General features: G+C 50.8%; 21 protein-coding genes. 19 read left to right on the top strand and 2 right to left on the bottom strand.

The window, feature by feature from the left end; all coding sequences use genetic code 11:
• Positions 1-925 (top strand): hypothetical protein (locus D3D01_RS23745; protein WP_158600485.1); only part of this gene is annotated, 925 nt, incomplete at its 5' end.
• A 27-nt stretch (positions 926-952) separates the two neighbouring features.
• On the opposite strand, the gene D3D01_RS16205 is transcribed toward D3D01_RS23745, so the two are convergent.
• Positions 953-1300 carry a hypothetical protein gene (locus D3D01_RS16205; RefSeq protein ID WP_121512935.1) on the bottom strand — a complete coding sequence of 116 codons (348 nt, stop codon included), beginning with the start codon at positions 1298-1300 and terminating at the stop codon, positions 953-955.
• Positions 1301-1461: 161 nt separating this feature from the next.
• Here D3D01_RS16205 and D3D01_RS16200 point away from each other — a divergent pair, with 161 nt between their 5' ends.
• The 17 genes from D3D01_RS16200 (at position 1462) to D3D01_RS16125 (ending at position 12580) form a co-directional block, all read left to right on the top strand.
• Positions 1462-1797, top strand: coding sequence for a hypothetical protein (locus D3D01_RS16200; RefSeq protein ID WP_121512934.1), 336 nt, complete (start codon positions 1462-1464; stop codon positions 1795-1797).
• 47 nt (positions 1798-1844) lie between these two features.
• Positions 1845-2369 carry a hypothetical protein gene (locus D3D01_RS16195; RefSeq protein ID WP_121512933.1) on the top strand — a complete coding sequence of 175 codons (525 nt, stop codon included), beginning with the start codon at positions 1845-1847 and terminating at the stop codon, positions 2367-2369.
• A 32-nt stretch (positions 2370-2401) separates the two neighbouring features.
• On the top strand, positions 2402-2680 hold the full coding sequence (locus tag D3D01_RS16190) for a hypothetical protein (RefSeq protein WP_121512932.1): 279 nt from the start codon (positions 2402-2404) through the stop codon (positions 2678-2680).
• A gap of 13 nt (positions 2681-2693) precedes the next feature.
• Complete coding sequence (locus D3D01_RS16185) at positions 2694-3314, top strand: hypothetical protein (protein ID WP_121512931.1); 621 nt, start codon at positions 2694-2696, stop codon at positions 3312-3314.
• Between the two features lie 77 nt (positions 3315-3391).
• On the top strand, positions 3392-4465 hold the full coding sequence (locus D3D01_RS25040) for a DnaJ domain-containing protein (protein WP_121512930.1): 1074 nt from the start codon (positions 3392-3394) through the stop codon (positions 4463-4465).
• Positions 4466-5189: 724 nt separating this feature from the next.
• Positions 5190-6185 carry a ParA family protein gene (locus D3D01_RS16175; protein WP_121512929.1) on the top strand — a complete coding sequence of 332 codons (996 nt, stop codon included), beginning with the start codon at positions 5190-5192 and terminating at the stop codon, positions 6183-6185.
• Entirely contained in the window at positions 6182-6622 is a 441-nt protein-coding gene (locus tag D3D01_RS16170) for an acyl-CoA dehydrogenase (protein WP_121512928.1), read from the top strand. Before D3D01_RS16175 ends, D3D01_RS16170 begins: the two co-directional genes overlap by 4 nt.
• A gap of 823 nt (positions 6623-7445) precedes the next feature.
• Positions 7446-7691 carry a hypothetical protein gene (locus D3D01_RS16165; protein ID WP_121512927.1) on the top strand — a complete coding sequence of 82 codons (246 nt, stop codon included), beginning with the start codon at positions 7446-7448 and terminating at the stop codon, positions 7689-7691.
• A 72-nt stretch (positions 7692-7763) separates the two neighbouring features.
• Positions 7764-8132, top strand: coding sequence for a hypothetical protein (locus D3D01_RS16160; protein WP_121512926.1), 369 nt, complete (start codon positions 7764-7766; stop codon positions 8130-8132).
• 209 nt (positions 8133-8341) lie between these two features.
• A complete protein-coding gene (locus tag D3D01_RS16155) occupies positions 8342-8671 on the top strand; it encodes a hypothetical protein (protein WP_121512925.1) in 330 nt (109 codons plus the stop codon).
• Positions 8672-8792: 121 nt separating this feature from the next.
• Positions 8793-9059 (top strand): hypothetical protein, encoded by a 267-nt coding sequence (locus D3D01_RS16150; RefSeq protein WP_121512924.1) that lies wholly within the window; start codon positions 8793-8795, stop codon positions 9057-9059.
• Positions 9060-9075: 16 nt separating this feature from the next.
• Positions 9076-9870 carry an N-6 DNA methylase gene (locus D3D01_RS16145; RefSeq protein ID WP_121512923.1) on the top strand — a complete coding sequence of 265 codons (795 nt, stop codon included), beginning with the start codon at positions 9076-9078 and terminating at the stop codon, positions 9868-9870.
• 6 nt (positions 9871-9876) lie between these two features.
• Positions 9877-10524: a hypothetical protein gene (locus tag D3D01_RS23475; protein WP_147439937.1), complete on the top strand. Its 648-nt coding sequence runs from the start codon at positions 9877-9879 to the stop codon at positions 10522-10524.
• A gap of 111 nt (positions 10525-10635) precedes the next feature.
• Positions 10636-11139, top strand: coding sequence for a hypothetical protein (locus D3D01_RS16140; RefSeq protein WP_121512922.1), 504 nt, complete (start codon positions 10636-10638; stop codon positions 11137-11139).
• Positions 11136-11516, top strand: a complete 381-nt coding sequence (locus D3D01_RS16135; protein WP_121512921.1) for a hypothetical protein — start codon at positions 11136-11138, stop codon at positions 11514-11516. Before D3D01_RS16140 ends, D3D01_RS16135 begins: the two co-directional genes overlap by 4 nt.
• Positions 11517-11533: 17 nt before the next feature.
• Complete coding sequence (locus tag D3D01_RS16130) at positions 11534-12019, top strand: hypothetical protein (RefSeq protein WP_147439936.1); 486 nt, start codon at positions 11534-11536, stop codon at positions 12017-12019.
• A 198-nt stretch (positions 12020-12217) separates the two neighbouring features.
• Complete coding sequence (locus D3D01_RS16125; protein WP_121512919.1) at positions 12218-12580, top strand: hypothetical protein; 363 nt, start codon at positions 12218-12220, stop codon at positions 12578-12580.
• 1024 nt (positions 12581-13604) lie between these two features.
• On the opposite strand, the gene D3D01_RS25035 is transcribed toward D3D01_RS16125, so the two are convergent.
• Positions 13605-14456 carry a tyrosine-type recombinase/integrase gene (locus tag D3D01_RS25035; RefSeq protein ID WP_121512918.1) on the bottom strand — a complete coding sequence of 284 codons (852 nt, stop codon included), beginning with the start codon at positions 14454-14456 and terminating at the stop codon, positions 13605-13607.
• A 984-nt stretch (positions 14457-15440) separates the two neighbouring features.
• On the opposite strand from D3D01_RS25035, the gene D3D01_RS16115 reads away from it, so the two are divergent.
• Complete coding sequence (locus D3D01_RS16115) at positions 15441-15656, top strand: hypothetical protein (protein ID WP_147439935.1); 216 nt, start codon at positions 15441-15443, stop codon at positions 15654-15656.
• Positions 15657-15788 lie beyond the last annotated feature (132 nt).

The following is a 15788-nucleotide window of genomic DNA, read 5'->3' as shown; positions in this document are numbered from 1 at the left end:
GTTCGGGACTGAAGAGTACGAACGCATTTTGAAATACTGCGCGAAAAAAGGCGTACCACCAGAAGTTGCTGAAACAATCTTTTTTGATTCATCAGTCCGGAAAGAAATACCCGGGCCGACCCCCGTTACTGACCTGACCCCTGGAGAGAGCCAGCGCCGCGCACAGATCAATAAAAGCCGTAACCGTCAATACGTCGATACACACGTAACCTCCAACGGGCCATCGAGTTTCAATCCAACTCATGGAAACTACGATTATCAGGCCCCAATAGAGGTGAAAGCAACAGTTGAGGTAGTCCACAAACCAAATAATCCAGAACACGGCGAGCATCAAGTCGCCCGGATCAAGGACCACGAAGGGAACCTCAGCAAGCTCACAATATACAAAGACTCCCTACATCAGTGGGAAGACGACGACCAGTTTGCATCTGGAGTCAGCGACTGGGGTGAAACAACAGACCCAGACACCGCTGTCGATCCAAATCTAGTCCTCACCGAAGGGGATGAAATAACAATCAGAAATCCACAGGTCAACGAATATGGTGGCAGCGACGACGACCATTACGACGGGAAAACCATCGCGACTACTCCGGACACCACAATTGAAACCGATGCCCCTCCGCGGTCTGGTACAGATGGGACAGTCGCGTGGACCGAACCGTCTCTAAGCGGAGTAAAGAAGAAGCAAGCAAGAACCGGCATTCCAGACTACGTCGAAAACAAGAGCCGAGATATACGGCGCAGGGAACGCCAGTATGGTCAACGCTACGGCCAACAGAACAGCCAATCCTACGACGACGAAGACCTGACCAGTGGAGACTTTGAAGTTGAAGACCAGCAACAAGAGCAGAAAGAGAAATCTATTGACGACAGGACAGAAACCTCAGAAGAATCTCGTGATACCGACGACCTCTACAGCCACTAACTTCTCTGTTTTTTCGACGCGAACAAGTTAATCGCTATCACTGTCCTTGATCTTCTCCGCGATATCATCCGGAATATAGTCAGAACGGTCGGCCTGTTCAACCTCGGACCCGCTATATAGTTCAACCCCATCCATGGAATCAACATCAAGGAGTTCGACATCCCCCTCCTGTAACCCGGCGAGAATCATACCCGGTGCAAGTGGGATATGATATCTATCTTCAACTTCCCAAGAAAAGGGGTCAAACATGATGAATTCTGTCGCATGGCCCTGTTCAGCCTCTGCGATAGCATATGATACAGCAGTTGGGTCCCCTGCCTGAGGATACCGGATGACTGCAAGCAACCTCTCGCGGTCAATGTTGAGTTTGGTCACGCTTGACAAATTAATCGGTGGACGATATCCTGAAAGTGTCGGTCGGTGCTTCGAAGGCGACTACATACGCGAGTTCTGGCCAAAATGTATTAACCGTTAATAGAGTTCCGGGGCGAAAAGCGACTTTCCTTTATACCGACTTACAATGTACGACGGGGTGCATGTCAGGCAATAAAAAGTGGTTCGGGGTTGGTGAAACCCCAGACGGTATCGTAGACCCCCCACGAAATTACAAGGAAGACGGAGAAATCGTTGGGCAGACGAAACGCGAAGTGGGATTACTCACGGTGAGGCACTACAATGCACTCCAGGTAATCGAGAAATTTGATGGAGGTGTTCTCATTCGTGCTGGCTGTTATAAAAGGACCGGGAGTGGGTGGAGATGGTATCCGAAGCACATGGTTATGGGACGCGACGATTTCTCGAAACTAGTTGTATTCGGGTGTATGGAAGGGATTCTCAATGAGGCACCCATCGTTTGCAGAAGACATCGCTGAATAACGGAGTCGAAGGGTCGAGGGTATTCAGGACTAAGCGAAATGCGATGGACCAAGAACTCAGAGAGGACATAGAAACACGCATCGGCTCCGCCTGGTCTCTTTCAGATAGCGAAGGCTCTGAAGATGACCGGCTCTGGATGAGTGCCACCCACGAAGGGGGAGCTGAGTTTGAAATAGAAGAGTGCGGTGACGATATTACGATCATTTTCGAACACAACAGCGGGCGGGCAGAATACATCACTGTCACCGAGAATAATGTGGCTGAGACTGTACTCAAAATCACTGAAGAGTACGAAATTGCCTACGAGATCGATGCCGAATCAGACGCCGAAGACACTGGGAATCGCTTCTTTGGTGTCATCAACCCAAGCGGTCTGCAAGCAATAACGTTCTGCCGAGAAGGTTCGGACGACATGGTGTTTCACCGGGCGACCTACGCAGCGGTAGCCGCTATCAGAGTCAGGCGGCGGTACCAGAACGAGAACCTCCAAGTAGTAGAGCTATCTCAAGAGTGGGGTGGTGACTTTTCAGACGGGTTCCACTCCGAAGCGGTGGCAGAAGCCCATTAGCAACAGTATTCGGCTCGGTCGCAAAGTGACTCATGTCTGACGATACAGACCAAGACAACTCGAAACAAGCGAATGCGGAGAAAGTGACGAGAACTGACGTAGGAAGCTCTATCGAAGTAACCCTGAAACGGGGGGAGGGTACCCGTGACGAAGACAGGGTCAAAATCAAGGCCAAAGGCGAAACTGCTAGCGAAACAATCGAAGAATTCGATGAACTCCTGCGAGAATACGAAAAAGAGTACGGGACTAGGCTCAGAAATATTGATCCCCAGCGGGAGTCAGAATCTGCTCAAGGAACAGATGAGACTTAGGCTACTCTAACCGATGTTCGAATATCACTGCCCGAATCCAGACTGCCAAACAGCCTGCGATATCCACGAAGCCGGGTGTCCGCACGAAGAGAGAAGTCGGAGCGAGATAGAGAAGGCCTATGTAGACATCCTCTCTGTGCTATCGCGGCTGACTTGCTCCAAAAAGAGTCTGAAAGAGAATGCCCACGAATGGGATGAACTCCACGACAAAGCATTCGAGAGGTTAGTTCAGCTCGGCCACATCGCAAAAACTGACGAAGGATACTACACCATCGGAGATCACAGCACCCGCGAATCGAAACGGCCGTACAGTGACCCTCTAGCAACGATATACCGTCACGGCACTGTAGCGGGTTGTCATGACAACGGACTCTTCGCTCTCATAGCCTTCTACTCACATATCGGACTCTCGTGGGAAGAAACGAAGAAAGAACTCAAAGATTGGTACGAGAGAACAGGAACCTGGGAACGAGGAGGATTCACTGAACCGAGCCCAGAAGCCCTCATACTCAAAAAGAAACACATCTACGACGAAGGCTACGGGTGGAAAACGAAGGGGCAAGCAGCGAGAGAGGTGATTGACAGACACCGGCGCAGCAGAGACACTTCTCAACAAGAATCAGTTCATTCATAATAAAAACCAGATTTAAAGTGAAAACTTCTTGCATAATGGCTGTCACACCGTGATAGTATAAAAACAGAATTAAGAACATGGATATATCTACTGCCCAGGAAATACTCGGAGTCAAAGATGAGGCAACGGATGAAGACATTGAAGAAGCATTCCGAGAAAAAATCAAAGAAGTCCATCCAGACCAGAACAACTCTCACAATGCTGACGAACACTCTAAACGAGTAATCAAAGCTCGGAAACTCCTTCTTTCAAGCTCGGCCACTACCGAGAGCAATTCTGCCCGAACCGGGCAACGCCAGTCCCACCAAGAAGATCGAACATCTGCTTCACCATATGGGGATGCGTCCAATCGCGGTCAAGACCACACCAAGGGCAGTAGTGCGAACACGAGCGGGAATAGCACATACTCAGATTCGGTCCAGGGAGACTCGAGTACCCAGAATCAAAGCCAAAGTCGAAACAGAAGCACAGATGCAGGAGGGCGCAACGCATCCACAGACACCGCCTGGGGATCGGACTCCCAGAGTGGAAGTGACCAATCCTCTCAGCAATCTGCGACAGAGAGCGCGGAGAACAGTTATAATAACAGCCAATCACACACCCGGTCGAACTCAACCGCAAGGTCATCAGCACAAAGTGCTACCAACCGGTCTACCGCCACAGTAGGGGGATCAAAGTCTAATCGCAGCCAAAGCAAACAGTCACACAAACCCCAGCAATCAGCTGGAATCCTGCAATTACTTCTGGGTGGATTATCCTCACTACCAGATGGAAAACTTGGGGGGATGGTCTTTTCCGTGATTAATGTAGGTAGCATCGGGGTCATCGCACTGTCCGCCCTCTATAGCAACATGCTCTTTCTCTCTGAATTGTGGTTTCGGCTGAGCGCATTCGGTCTCTGGATCTTATCATCTGGATTTGTCGGTGTGAGCTTAGATATTAGAGAGGGGTGGAGCGAGGGCCTCATGTTCCTCATGTACCCATTCGCCGCAGCGTGGATAGTCGCTGACCCCGATGTTGGGCCACAATTCGGGGGAGCTGGCGGAACTCTGCTCCTGATTGTTGTGCTCTTATTCCCAGCCATCATCGGTTTCGGAGCCGTAGGTTGGCACGTCCTTCGACATGCAGTAGAAGAGTATAGGACCGTATAGGGTCTCCCCGTTTCCGATTATTACAAATTTGAATTGGGGACTAACTCATCATACACTCGCCCACGGAAAACCAACTTTAGCCACTCCTACCACGGTTTTAAAACGCGGACTCAGTGTCAAATCAAAATCCCCGTTGGACTTCTTTTTTATATCTGGAGTATTTTTACAGATAATAGGGACAGTACTCAGACTGTTCCTGATGCACGGCCCCAGTAGTGGTAGGGGTTCAAAGGGCAAGGAGCGTGTGACACATACACCGCCTCCATTCAATTGGCGCGAGCGTGCCCCCTCGTCGACGATGGACTAGGCAGTGGCGTGAATAATGTTCCTCCTGTGACTGTCATTCCTCTGTAACGACTGTCTGTAACAGACAGGGGTGGCCGAATCTAGACTCCTGGTATGGTAGTCTGTAGCGGATACCAATTACAGACATCTGTTACAGAAGCCAAGTGGCCGTTCCGAATTCCTTGTACAGATATCTATCACAGACGCCTGTTACAGAAGCCCAGCCAGAAATTCCGAATCTTTTGTACAGATATCTATCACAGACCTCTGTTACAGATGTATAGGATTCCGTCTGGGAATTTCGCACATTTCTCTGAAACCGCAAGACATGGCCGCTATATGTGACTCCAACAACTGTCTGTAATAGCTATCTGTACCAGTTGTCTGTACTGAGCGTCTGACACAGATTTATGTAACAGCCTGTTGTAAGCGCACATATATGATAACAGCCGTTGTGTACTCGGAGTCCGGCGGAACGTTCAAGACGACGATGACGGCGAACTTGGCCGTCGCGCTGGAGCGAATGGGGCAAGACACACTCGTTCTAGATTTTGACCCACAAGAAGGGAATCTGACTAGCCTCTTTGACGTTGGCGAGCACCGGAGCGACCCAGAGGCAGACAACCTAGTGAAACACATTCTGGATATGCCTGACGGGGACTTCGAGGACCTGATTGAGACAACCGAAGAGGGCGTCGACGTCATCCCAAGTCACGATATGCTAGGTGACTTTACCTCCAACCTGGAGCAGAAGATATCCTACGAGACTGGGATGCAGAATATGTCCCGAGAGGAGTATCCACGGTTTGAGTTATTATACGAACTCCTTTGGGAGAAACAATCCCTACATGAAAAGTACGACGCTATCCTCATTGACCCCAACGCCCGTGCCGAGGACCTGTTGTATAATGCCATCTTCGCTCTGCGAACACTCGTAGCGCCTGTCAAGCCAGCAGGTAAGGGGAACTTGAGCCTTGACGGGTTGGATGACCTAGTTGGCAACATGGAGGCTGAACTCGAAATCGATATCGGACTATCGTGTGTCGTGCCTTCAGGGGTCGGACAGACTAATGCTCATCAACAGTACCAACAACAGTTTGAAGATACATCTGAGTTTGCGACGCCAGTAGCAATTGGCAATCGCGAGAGTCTGATGGACGCGATGTGGGAGGCACGGGGGTCTGCATTTAAAGTTGTAGAAGAACGCTGGAAGACCTTTGAGAGAGATGATGAGATGGTCAGTGAACCCGGTCAAAGACGTGTCCGTGACCGAGAGATCGACACATTAGAGAAACTCTATGTCTTGGCACATTTCATCGCGACAGAAACATTCGATGCTGACGTCAAATCAGTTCTAGAATTAGATATCGAAGACCACGACAATCGCGTGGTCGAACTTGACAGAGATGAGCCGGAAGGGGTGACAACCACATGAGCAACTTCAAGTCCGGAGCTGGGGATCTTGACTTCGGGGGAGATAGCGACGATGATGGCAGTAACGAGGTACCGGAAGAGAGCAGCGAAGATCAACGCCCCTCTGGGAGCCATCAGTCTGGTTCCACCGAAGACGACGATTCCACGACGTCGACGGATAGCAAAGCAGTGTCAGCAGAAGAGCCCGCAACTCCAAACTATCCATACTTCGTTCGTCGAAGCAATGTCGGAGACGAACGAGATAAACGGATAGAAATTCACCTTCGAGAAGCGGTCGCTGAACAGGAAGCCGAATTCCGAAATGCCCTCGCCGACAGACTCGGCACAGACGAAGTCGCAAAAACCGACGCCCGTGAATTCGCCCTGCTCGCTGCATTCAAAAACCCCGAGCAAGTCGCCGAGTTGATGGAAGACGAAGGCTTCGGCGAACTAGATTGAACTGTCGCAGCGGGTTCACATTTCTCCAAGATTTTGCTCTCGACGAGGAGGGAGGCAGACAGCACGTATTCCGCTCACCGGCCTCGCCGAGGCAGTCCAACAATGGAGCAAATTAGGATAAAGATAGAGATAGAAACAGAGGTTGAAAAAACAGGACAGTGAACAAGTTGAGCTAATCTCTGAGCAGAAAATGTGTGATATACATTCTCTAGAGCCTGGAGATAGAGTCCGATCAACCCTTACTGGCTATATCTATACTGTAAAGACAATCGACCAAGACGAAGGTGAGATACAGATGGAAGGGAACCCACCAGTCTCCATCGAAGCACTACAAGACGACCTCGATGAAGGACGACTAGAGGTACTCTCTGAGGACGCCAATTCTGATACTATCCCCTGATTAAACTCCGAGGAAGAGGGTCCCTGGTATCTGTTTTCGTCTCTAGTTTCAAATCGCGGTGCAGGTTCACTGTCAAAGTAGTATTGAGTTATGTCGCCGGGGTGACCTATGCCAACCAGAGTCAACAATGGTCACTACAGGGTCGGGCGAATCGAACTAAGACGAGATGGGCCACGACCACTGGACTGTGGAACCTTTGGAGTCATCCTCGGCGAACGTGCAGAAGAACTAGGCCATCTAGAGTGGATGTCATTCTGCGAGGGGTCGCTGAAGTCTAGTAAATGGTTTGCATATCGGATCGGACCGGACGAAAACGGGAATGGAAGCCGAACCGACCTTCTGAGCCCGTTCGACACCAAGTCAGCTGGCGTAGAGTACTTACACAAACAATACGGGTCGCAGTTCGACGAGGTGTACTAAACGATGCCAGGTGAAGAGTCCGAGCCTGAAGTGGACCAAGACAATGAGTACGTCGTCTACTGCTACTCCGAGTCAACACTCAGTTTTTACAGTGAACAGACGGGGGACTCGCCGGAAGAAGCAGTCAGAAAAGCCGTAGAGGAGCGGGGTGATGAGAGTCTACTCCCCCTCAAGGATGGCTATCAAATGGGATGTAGCGGATTCCACGTAGTCCAGAAACAGGATCTTCACACCTTTCACCACCAATGACACCTAACATTACGTACGGAGTCGAGTCCGGAGAGCCTTCTATATCGACCTCGGTGCGGAGTTTTCAAACAAATGAATAGCGACACAGAACACACCTGGACCGTGATTTCTTATAACCGGCCACTTACTCGTCAATCTCGTCGCGCTCTCTCAGACTGTGAGATACTCGAAATACGCCACCCCCGAGAGCTGAATCGATGGTCAGAGGTCGACGTCGACGAGCGTCCAGCAGAGGAACTACTCAAGGAACACGAACTCCGGTTGGAGGACCCGACAGGAGGAGAAGAACCAAATGTAGTCTACGACTCTCCCGACGGGACCCGAGTCGAAGTGTACGACGAACTGGTCTATACAAACGGGTCAAAAAGTAGTATAAGTCCAGAAAAGGCCCAGGACGTAGCTGAGCGGAACGGTTGGGAGAAAGTCTCCGGACAAGAGTGAACGTATTCAGTGTTTTGCTGGAATGAGATATAGATGGTAGAGATAACATCCAAATCAGGGCGCGGGACGATAGCCGTATCTGAATCGGCTATCGGACCGGAGAGTACCGACAACACAGTGCTGACCGACAATAAAAGCGAGAACAGCCAAGTCACGAATGGGTCTGGGAAAAACAGGACACGCGACATCGAATCTCCGAAGGTGGATAAATGAGCAACAGCGCTCAGTGTCAGGGGGGAGTGTACTACGACAGAGACAACAGCAGATTCGTCAGAGTAAAAGAACCACAGGGAGGCGAAGCGGTAGCAGCAGAGGTTATCACCCCGCTTGAACCAGGAGTAGAACCAGTCCCACTCACTGCCGAAGAGTGGGAAGACCTCCAAGACGACCTCCTACCAGTCCCGGGAAAAGCAGTCGAAGACCCCGTGGCATACTACGAGCATGTGGTTGAAACTCTTAGGCGAGACGACCACCAGTACGATGTCGGGTTCATGTACGCTGATAAGATGACCGAAGTTGCGGCTCTCCAGACCGAATAAACATCAAGAGCATCGAAGAGCGGATGGACTAATTCGTCTCTCTCCCCTCCCGCCGGGCGCGAAGGGACACTGTACGGCTCTTTTTACAGTACGCTGGGTTCGAATCCCAGCCCCGGCATTTATGCCAAGTGAAACGACCAGAGCCGCACTATCCAGCCTCGATATCAATGACGTCATCATCCACCCAGACACCGGTGAAGAGGTCCTTCTGATTGACTACAAGCAAGTCGAAGAGTACAGTAATGGCGTCTGGGCTTACGGTGAGCCAGAATCGGGAGAGTATCTGGGGTTAATCGAAGACGGCGGTCTGCCGTTTGGAGCCGAAGTTGAGGTGGAATTTGTGAGGCACGCGAGGCCGAATCCGCTTCACTCAGGCGCAGACGCATAGAATTCTTGTTTCAACCATGTCTGCTGATACATCCCAATCATCAACAGCCGGAAGTATCGATTGTAGTCCAATCATCAGCCCACTAGAAACCATCGAGCGACGAGGTTTCAGTCGGCACAATCTGTTCCGAGATTGGCTTGAACTGATACTCTCTGCCCTACAGCGGGATGATGATACCTATCTCTCGACACTGGAAAAGTACAATTCAGACGGTTCATACAAGAAAGGGAACCGAAATGCAGACCTGTTTTCCAAGTCTTTTGGCGAGCTCATACGGCTCACCCGCGAGACAAATCTTGATGTTCTCGGAGATGTCTACGAAGAGTTCGGGATGAGCAGTTCGCACTTCGGGCAGTACTTTACTCCACACCCGGCAGCAAAGATGGTTGCCGGCGTCAGTGTTGATGAGTCTCACGACAGTTCTCCAGTCAGTATTGCAGACCCGACATGTGGGTCCGGTCGACTGCTAGTCTACGCAGCACGAAACATTGACGAAGAAGTCTGGGCATTCGGACAAGACCTAGACGAAATGTGTGCGAGAATGGCAGCCATCAATTTTACTCTCTTCAATTTGAACGGGATCATCATACAGGGAGATAGCCTCAAACTCACTAAGCATCGTGCATGGCAGACCACCCACTCAAAGATGGGAGGGGGTATTCGCGAGATCGACCCGAAGCAGTGTTCAGTACACGAAAACGCCCTACGAGATGCCAAAGAAAACAGCCAAAGAGAGGATTCAGCACAACACGACGAGAACTCATCCGTTACAGACCTATCTAACCAGACCGACATCAGTACCTGGACCTGAAATATAATGAACGACCCCAATTGGGATACTCGCCCCCTCCCAGCAGTAGTTCACGACTGGGCAGAAGATGTTTCTGACTACCTATGTAGTCTCTACGCACAAGTAAAAGAAGATGCCGACGACCCCAGCACAGATGCAGACTGGGAATTTTATCAGCGAGAAAAAGAGTACACGCTGGGGGATGACGACATACACTGGATTGTCGAAGGGTCCGAAAGGACAGTCGTGTACCTCGGACGAACATGGAATGGGAAGCCATTATTCCACGACCGGGCGGGGCTCGTCATCAAATTCCAACCTAGTGTGGAGGTCTCTGAGAATCCAACTGCAGCAGCGAACCACCAAGCCATCGAGACTTTCACAGAAATATGCCAGAGGGGTGACGAAGATTTAGTCGCACCTTTCTATGGCGCCGCAGACAATGGAAGTTGGATAGCTCAAAAGTACGCAATTCCCGTTAACCCTCCTCGAAGTGGTGACAGTAGCCCACGAGACTGGATACGAGATACCTCAGAGAAGCAATTACGTGAGAAATTTAAACGAAGGTGCCAGAAACGAGGGCTCTCAGTAAACGTCTCTCGAGGGAATGTCGGCGTCAATGAAGCGGGGGATGCAGTGCTAACAGACATTGGAGGCCATACTGACTATTCGTGAAACCTCCCCCGAAGTCCGAGTTATGCCCCCTGAAGACCCGAGCAGTAGTTGACCTACTGTAGTACCTGGACACAAAGCAGCAGGTATTCAGGAGCGGCGCACAGGTGACCCATGATACGGACAGGAGAAAAATACATAGTGGAATCGCCAGAACAATTTGTCGAACTGACAAAGTTTTCCAAGATTGACGTTTTGAAAGCCAGTGACACTGATTTCCTCAAAAAGACTCAGGGAGACTTACTCAAGGAGGAATCTGAGTTAGAAAGCGTTAGCGACCTCCCAGAGTCTCTGGTCAATGAATACTTCAACAGCGTTGAGGACCCCATTCAGGCAACTCTAGAGGCAGACAGCGGAGAGTGGGTTCATCTCTACGACGGGGCTATACACACCATCATCAATCTGGAACCCTTGGAGACGCCTGTCTGGGCAGAAGGGGAAATCACACCAGAAGGGTTCAGCGCCTCCCTATATCGAGAAGCCGGTCTCTCACCCTCACTCCTAGACGAATACTGGATCACCTGGTCCGAAATCATCGATGGCGAGCACAGCTGGGCCAGTTTCCAAGACACCGACATCGACGTTGAAAAATTCACTCTCAAAGGGCGTGGCCAATGACTGAGTCAGAACAAACAAAGTCAGATAGAACAGTACTCGCCGGCGTCGACGAATCCAACTACTATCGGGTGAAAGACGTTGCAGCCCCCGACGTGGGTAACGCCGAGTATTTTAATCACCCAAAATTGGGCTGGTGTCCTGTTCTCGACATCCTCACTGACATCGAAACAGACAGCGTAGTGATTGCATTTGGAGACAGCGAAACCGGCGCTTTTGCTGGGATTCTCAAGACGTACTACAGCGAGTACGCCGATATCATCACCAGTTCCGAAAAAGCAGCCCAGTTCATCAGAAATTACCCAGATGCTCAAATTGAAGACGCCGAATCTCTCGTTGAAGACCTCCCTGCAGAAACACCGGGAGCGCGGAACGTCTGAGTAGCTACAAGAGAAATATGAGTACCAACGAATCCTCAAACCACGAACTCGAACTCGGTATCAGCGCGTACGCCGGCGACAAGACATCAACATCTGAACTTCTACTGAATCTAGAAGGGTGTACAGTTCACAGATTTATTGAAGGAACTGGAGACCACGCTGGGACCGCGCTCATGGCGGTCGAGCTTCCAACAGGAGATGGGGTCGGGGTGCAGATATCGATGGAAGTAGATACCTCTCAGGTTAGGGTCCATCCAATTGCGTCACAACAAGATGACGGCTCCTGGGTCGTTGATCCGACCACTGAGAAGTGGGCACTCAGCAGTCTTGATAAACCCTGTCCGGAGTGCGAGATAATCGAGGTTGTACAAAAAGACATCATGGACCCAGAAAACGCCCGCGTGGTCATTATCCTCAAATCAAAAATCCACGAGTCGCCTTTCGCGATAGATATCCATATAAACGATAGAGGTGGCACAGAGTTCTTCGAAATTGGACTCTGAACCCGTAGCAAGATGAGAAATTTGCCAGTACAGGCACTACACGTGTCGTACAAATCGGTCAACATCCCGGAGATGCCTAGGACTACCACAAAATCGAGATCAGGATACACGAAGAGGCAGATAATCCACACTATGGGTGACCGTTAGTTGTATCAGCCCCAGTTGGTGATGCACGGGTTCGAATCCCGTGTGGGGAGTATGGGCTCGCAAGATGCTCAATCTGATAGAGAACAACATCCAGACAATACGCTCGCGGTCGGGGCCCAGGCTGACTTGGACATCTTCAAATCAGGAGGTCACTACTACCTCACCGGTCCACAATCAGCGTGGAAGCAACTGGAAACCGCCGCGAAGGATATGCAGGGAAAAGCAGTCGAAGTCCCAGAAGACGACGACACTGTCGAAATAAGCCGTAATACGCTTCGGTCGCTTCTAGAACTCGTCTACATGTACCGGGGTGACGAGCGGGTCACTCACGGCGCAGATGCGAAAGAACGGTTCGGTGTCGTTCACGATGCTGAAGAGAGTCTCCAGGCACTAACCAACAAAGAGAGTCGCTGACAGACTTTATTGGTTAGCTAGGCAGTCTTAATATGTCATCTGTTGCTAATCTGGTTTGGCTATTCAACAGATGGGCAGGGTGTAGTATTTAAATAGGGATTGGTCTACACTTCTGGACCGTTCTCAGCGACCCAAAATTAATTTTGGAGTAGTTAAATGGATATTATATGAGTATTAGCGTCCGGACAATTGAAACAGGGGAGGTCCCCTCGGGGTGTGTGGAGCCTCCAGAATCGCTGCTTGAACAGTATCGAGATGCATACGGAGGGTCACTCAGGCAGTGGGTCGAAGAGGTGCGGGGAGAATCCTGTCCATGCCAAACATACGAATGTGAAGGGATCGACGAAATCGGCCGAGGAGACTCTGTGATACGCGTATCCATTCAGTTTCCTGAGACAATCACTGAAAAGATTCGTGCTGCCTACCAGGATATGCGTGGGTACTGTCGGAATATTAGCAATGTCTCAGAAGAAACCGCAGCAAACGCTCTCCATGATGCTCACGGGAATCTAGCGAGAGCCCACTTCACATGTGGCAGATGCGGGTACCAGTATGGGCATCACCGAGAAGGGGAACGTTGGAAACTTAGCACCGATGTCAATGAAGCATCCATTTACCGTCAGGCAATCGGGGACTTCCCCCTCGAATCCCAGCACCCCTAATTATCTGATATCAGACGCAAAAGGGTTTCATAAGGCACGCCGATACAGCTGAGCCAACAGCAACACACCCACCGGGCCATATATTTCATGGCAACATCAAGTTATCTTAGTGCCTCATCACACCAATCGAACTTAATGACGGGCACGTCCGCGAGAGGAAAGCAAGACAGTAGACTCTCCAGTCGACAAAGCATTCGGAAAAAGATGGCGATGTAGTCCGTTCTCGTAGTGGTAGAGCAAGCGCCTACGCCGATGAAACAAGCGTTGACAGGGACTGGCTTACAGAACTTGACGACGTCGACGAAGTCACGGTCAGCGAAGAGACCCCACTCGGTAGTGGGAGTCCACACAGGGTAGAGTAATTAGCGATGGGTGGTTCTATCAGCGTCATTAGTAGCCACAGATTGGAGCCACGCTTCGTCATCTCGATACAGCGGTGTCGCCGGCACCTCGCATTCAGGAGTCCAACACCCCACGTCAATGCGGTTTGCTGACGCATCTGGCCGAAGCTCAGTATATGTCGGCGGTGACTCGGGGAGTGTGAACTCGGTTGTGGAAGATTTACCGCGTACACGGCGAGACTCCTGCATACTCTCTAGCCCCGTTTCCGAGAAATAGCGGCCTTTCGTCTTCTCATTCACCCAACCGTGTTTTTTCTCAAGGGCTGATAGCCGTGCCCCAGCCCACAGATAATGTGTCGCCGCTGTTGCCTGAAGCGTGTGTCCATATATCGCCGTGGCTTTGACCCCCTCAGTCAGTTCTGCAACTCGCTTTATCTGCCGGAGGGTCGACATATATGAAGGTGAGTCGGAAGATAGCTCAGAAAAATACAGATTCACAATCTCGGTCGCTCTTTCCGTCTCCAGCGGAATATCTCGGTGGGCTCCCGATTTGGCCGTCCAGAAGTCAGCCAATACATCCTCGAACGACCTAGAATCCTCACCAGTAGCCGCCGCCTGGGCCCGACGTCGGCACAACCCACAGGCACAATCACGATGCGGTGGTACCGTTAGCACTCCGGTCTCGTGATTCATCCAATTGGGTTGGGCGTGGATAGCCTCGCCAATCCGAAGGCCGGCCCGGCCGAGCAGAGTCAGGTAATAAAAACTGCTAATGCTCTTTTCTCGATCCTCGACCGCCGCTGCAGTTTCGAGCAGGCTTTGATATTGTTCTTTCGTCAGTGGCCGCAAAACAGCATCTCGTCGCCTGTCCATATCTATTCTACATTTGATGCCGTGCTGAAAACCACTTTGGGTTTGGGGATCGCGTGGAGCCGGTAGACGTCGACCCCCAAGAGTTGGACTGGGACTTTGAGGGTAGCGGTAAAGAGTAGAGAGCCGCCAAACAGTGGATTTGGGGAGAGACAACGACTGAGACCTCCCACAGACATTTGTCAATCCCTGTCTAGAGTTCCCCCTGATGTCGGATATATGGTTAAACTCGGAAACTCGTAAATGGCTCCCTGACGCTGTACGTGAGAAACGGCTTGAACAAGGACTAGACCCTGCTCAAAAGCCCACACACGAGTGGCTTCGACAAAACGGCTATCAAGATTTCCTTGAATCCACCCAGAGGCTGGGAGAAACAGTTGACCTAATATTGGTCGAACAATATGGCTTCGATACGAGGTACCAAGCATGGCCTTGTTTTGACAGGGAACTAATTGTCTACATAGAAGGCTGGCTGGAACATCTTGAGGAGGTAGGGGAACTCTCCGATATAGGTGATGAGATCGACGCTCGTATCCATCTGCGGAAGGTTATGAGCCTCTCGCACGAAAGCATCGGAACCTCAAATCTCCTGAAATATGGACGTGGCCGACAGTCAGACTGTGTTCGCCGAAGTAAATCTTTGATGAGATGCCTAAAAAACAATATTGAACAGAGCCAACGACGACAGAGGTGTGTCACTACCTTTCGAGACTTTATCCAATATGCGTGTGAACAGGGATTTATTGAGCACGATCAGATCACGCCGCTAGTTGAGCGGTCTTGCTGGGGCTGACATCCTCCCATAGCCGGTCGGATATAAACAAGATGTGGGAGTTGAGACTACGGTGGGTTTAGCAGGGCTATGATACATGGTTTCGGCTATTTCAGTGATCGGGAACTGGCTCAGATTGGTCTCCTAACGGCTATTCCTATTGAATGTCGAAAGCCAATGTCCAATCCGTAGCCAAAGGCATCGCTATACTCAGCATGGGCGCGCTCGTGACCGGGGTTATTATAGAGGCTTGGGACAGTTCAGCCCTCGATCTTGGGAGGTATGCCTTGGGGTGTATCGTGATTCTCGTATCGGCCTGGCTGATCTATCCTGGCTCTGGCGAAGACCACACGCTGTACGATGGGCAGCGGCTGAAAGCCTACATACTACTCGGTGCCGGTGCGTTTATACTCACTCTTGGTATCCCTTAGCATAGTATATGAACTGCCTTGGGGTCAGGCCCGAAATACTCGTCCTACAGATAAACAAGGGGAGTGCCCGCGTCTTTAGGCGCGGAAGGGTGTCAAAGGTGACAGAAAGCCGAATTATGCATGCTTAGTGAA

Origin of the sequence: Haloarcula sp. Atlit-7R (assembly GCF_003666065.1) — an archaeon.
Taxonomy (GTDB): Archaea; Halobacteriota; Halobacteria; order Halobacteriales; family Haloarculaceae; genus Haloarcula; species Haloarcula taiwanensis.
Note: the sequence above shows the minus strand (reverse complement) of the source record. Positions and strands in the feature narration are given on the sequence as shown.

Coding starts and splice junctions, on each gene's coding strand:
- D3D01_RS16200 (WP_121512934.1), top strand. CDS start 1,462: ATGTCAGGCAATAAAAAGTGGTTCGGGGTTGGTGAAACCCCAGACGGT.
- D3D01_RS16195 (WP_121512933.1), top strand. CDS start 1,845: ATGGACCAAGAACTCAGAGAGGACATAGAAACACGCATCGGCTCCGCC.
- D3D01_RS16190 (WP_121512932.1), top strand. CDS start 2,402: ATGTCTGACGATACAGACCAAGACAACTCGAAACAAGCGAATGCGGAG.
- D3D01_RS16185 (WP_121512931.1), top strand. CDS start 2,694: ATGTTCGAATATCACTGCCCGAATCCAGACTGCCAAACAGCCTGCGAT.
- D3D01_RS25040 (WP_121512930.1), top strand. CDS start 3,392: ATGGATATATCTACTGCCCAGGAAATACTCGGAGTCAAAGATGAGGCA.
- D3D01_RS16175 (WP_121512929.1), top strand. CDS start 5,190: ATGATAACAGCCGTTGTGTACTCGGAGTCCGGCGGAACGTTCAAGACG.
- D3D01_RS16170 (WP_121512928.1), top strand. CDS start 6,182: ATGAGCAACTTCAAGTCCGGAGCTGGGGATCTTGACTTCGGGGGAGAT.
- D3D01_RS16165 (WP_121512927.1), top strand. CDS start 7,446: ATGCCAGGTGAAGAGTCCGAGCCTGAAGTGGACCAAGACAATGAGTAC.
- D3D01_RS16160 (WP_121512926.1), top strand. CDS start 7,764: ATGAATAGCGACACAGAACACACCTGGACCGTGATTTCTTATAACCGG.
- D3D01_RS16155 (WP_121512925.1), top strand. CDS start 8,342: ATGAGCAACAGCGCTCAGTGTCAGGGGGGAGTGTACTACGACAGAGAC.
- D3D01_RS16150 (WP_121512924.1), top strand. CDS start 8,793: ATGCCAAGTGAAACGACCAGAGCCGCACTATCCAGCCTCGATATCAAT.
- D3D01_RS16145 (WP_121512923.1), top strand. CDS start 9,076: ATGTCTGCTGATACATCCCAATCATCAACAGCCGGAAGTATCGATTGT.
- D3D01_RS23475 (WP_147439937.1), top strand. CDS start 9,877: ATGAACGACCCCAATTGGGATACTCGCCCCCTCCCAGCAGTAGTTCAC.
- D3D01_RS16140 (WP_121512922.1), top strand. CDS start 10,636: ATGATACGGACAGGAGAAAAATACATAGTGGAATCGCCAGAACAATTT.
- D3D01_RS16135 (WP_121512921.1), top strand. CDS start 11,136: ATGACTGAGTCAGAACAAACAAAGTCAGATAGAACAGTACTCGCCGGC.
- D3D01_RS16130 (WP_147439936.1), top strand. CDS start 11,534: ATGAGTACCAACGAATCCTCAAACCACGAACTCGAACTCGGTATCAGC.
- D3D01_RS16125 (WP_121512919.1), top strand. CDS start 12,218: ATGGGCTCGCAAGATGCTCAATCTGATAGAGAACAACATCCAGACAAT.
- D3D01_RS25035 (WP_121512918.1), bottom strand. CDS start 14,456: ATGGACAGGCGACGAGATGCTGTTTTGCGGCCACTGACGAAAGAACAA.
- D3D01_RS16115 (WP_147439935.1), top strand. CDS start 15,441: ATGGGCGCGCTCGTGACCGGGGTTATTATAGAGGCTTGGGACAGTTCA.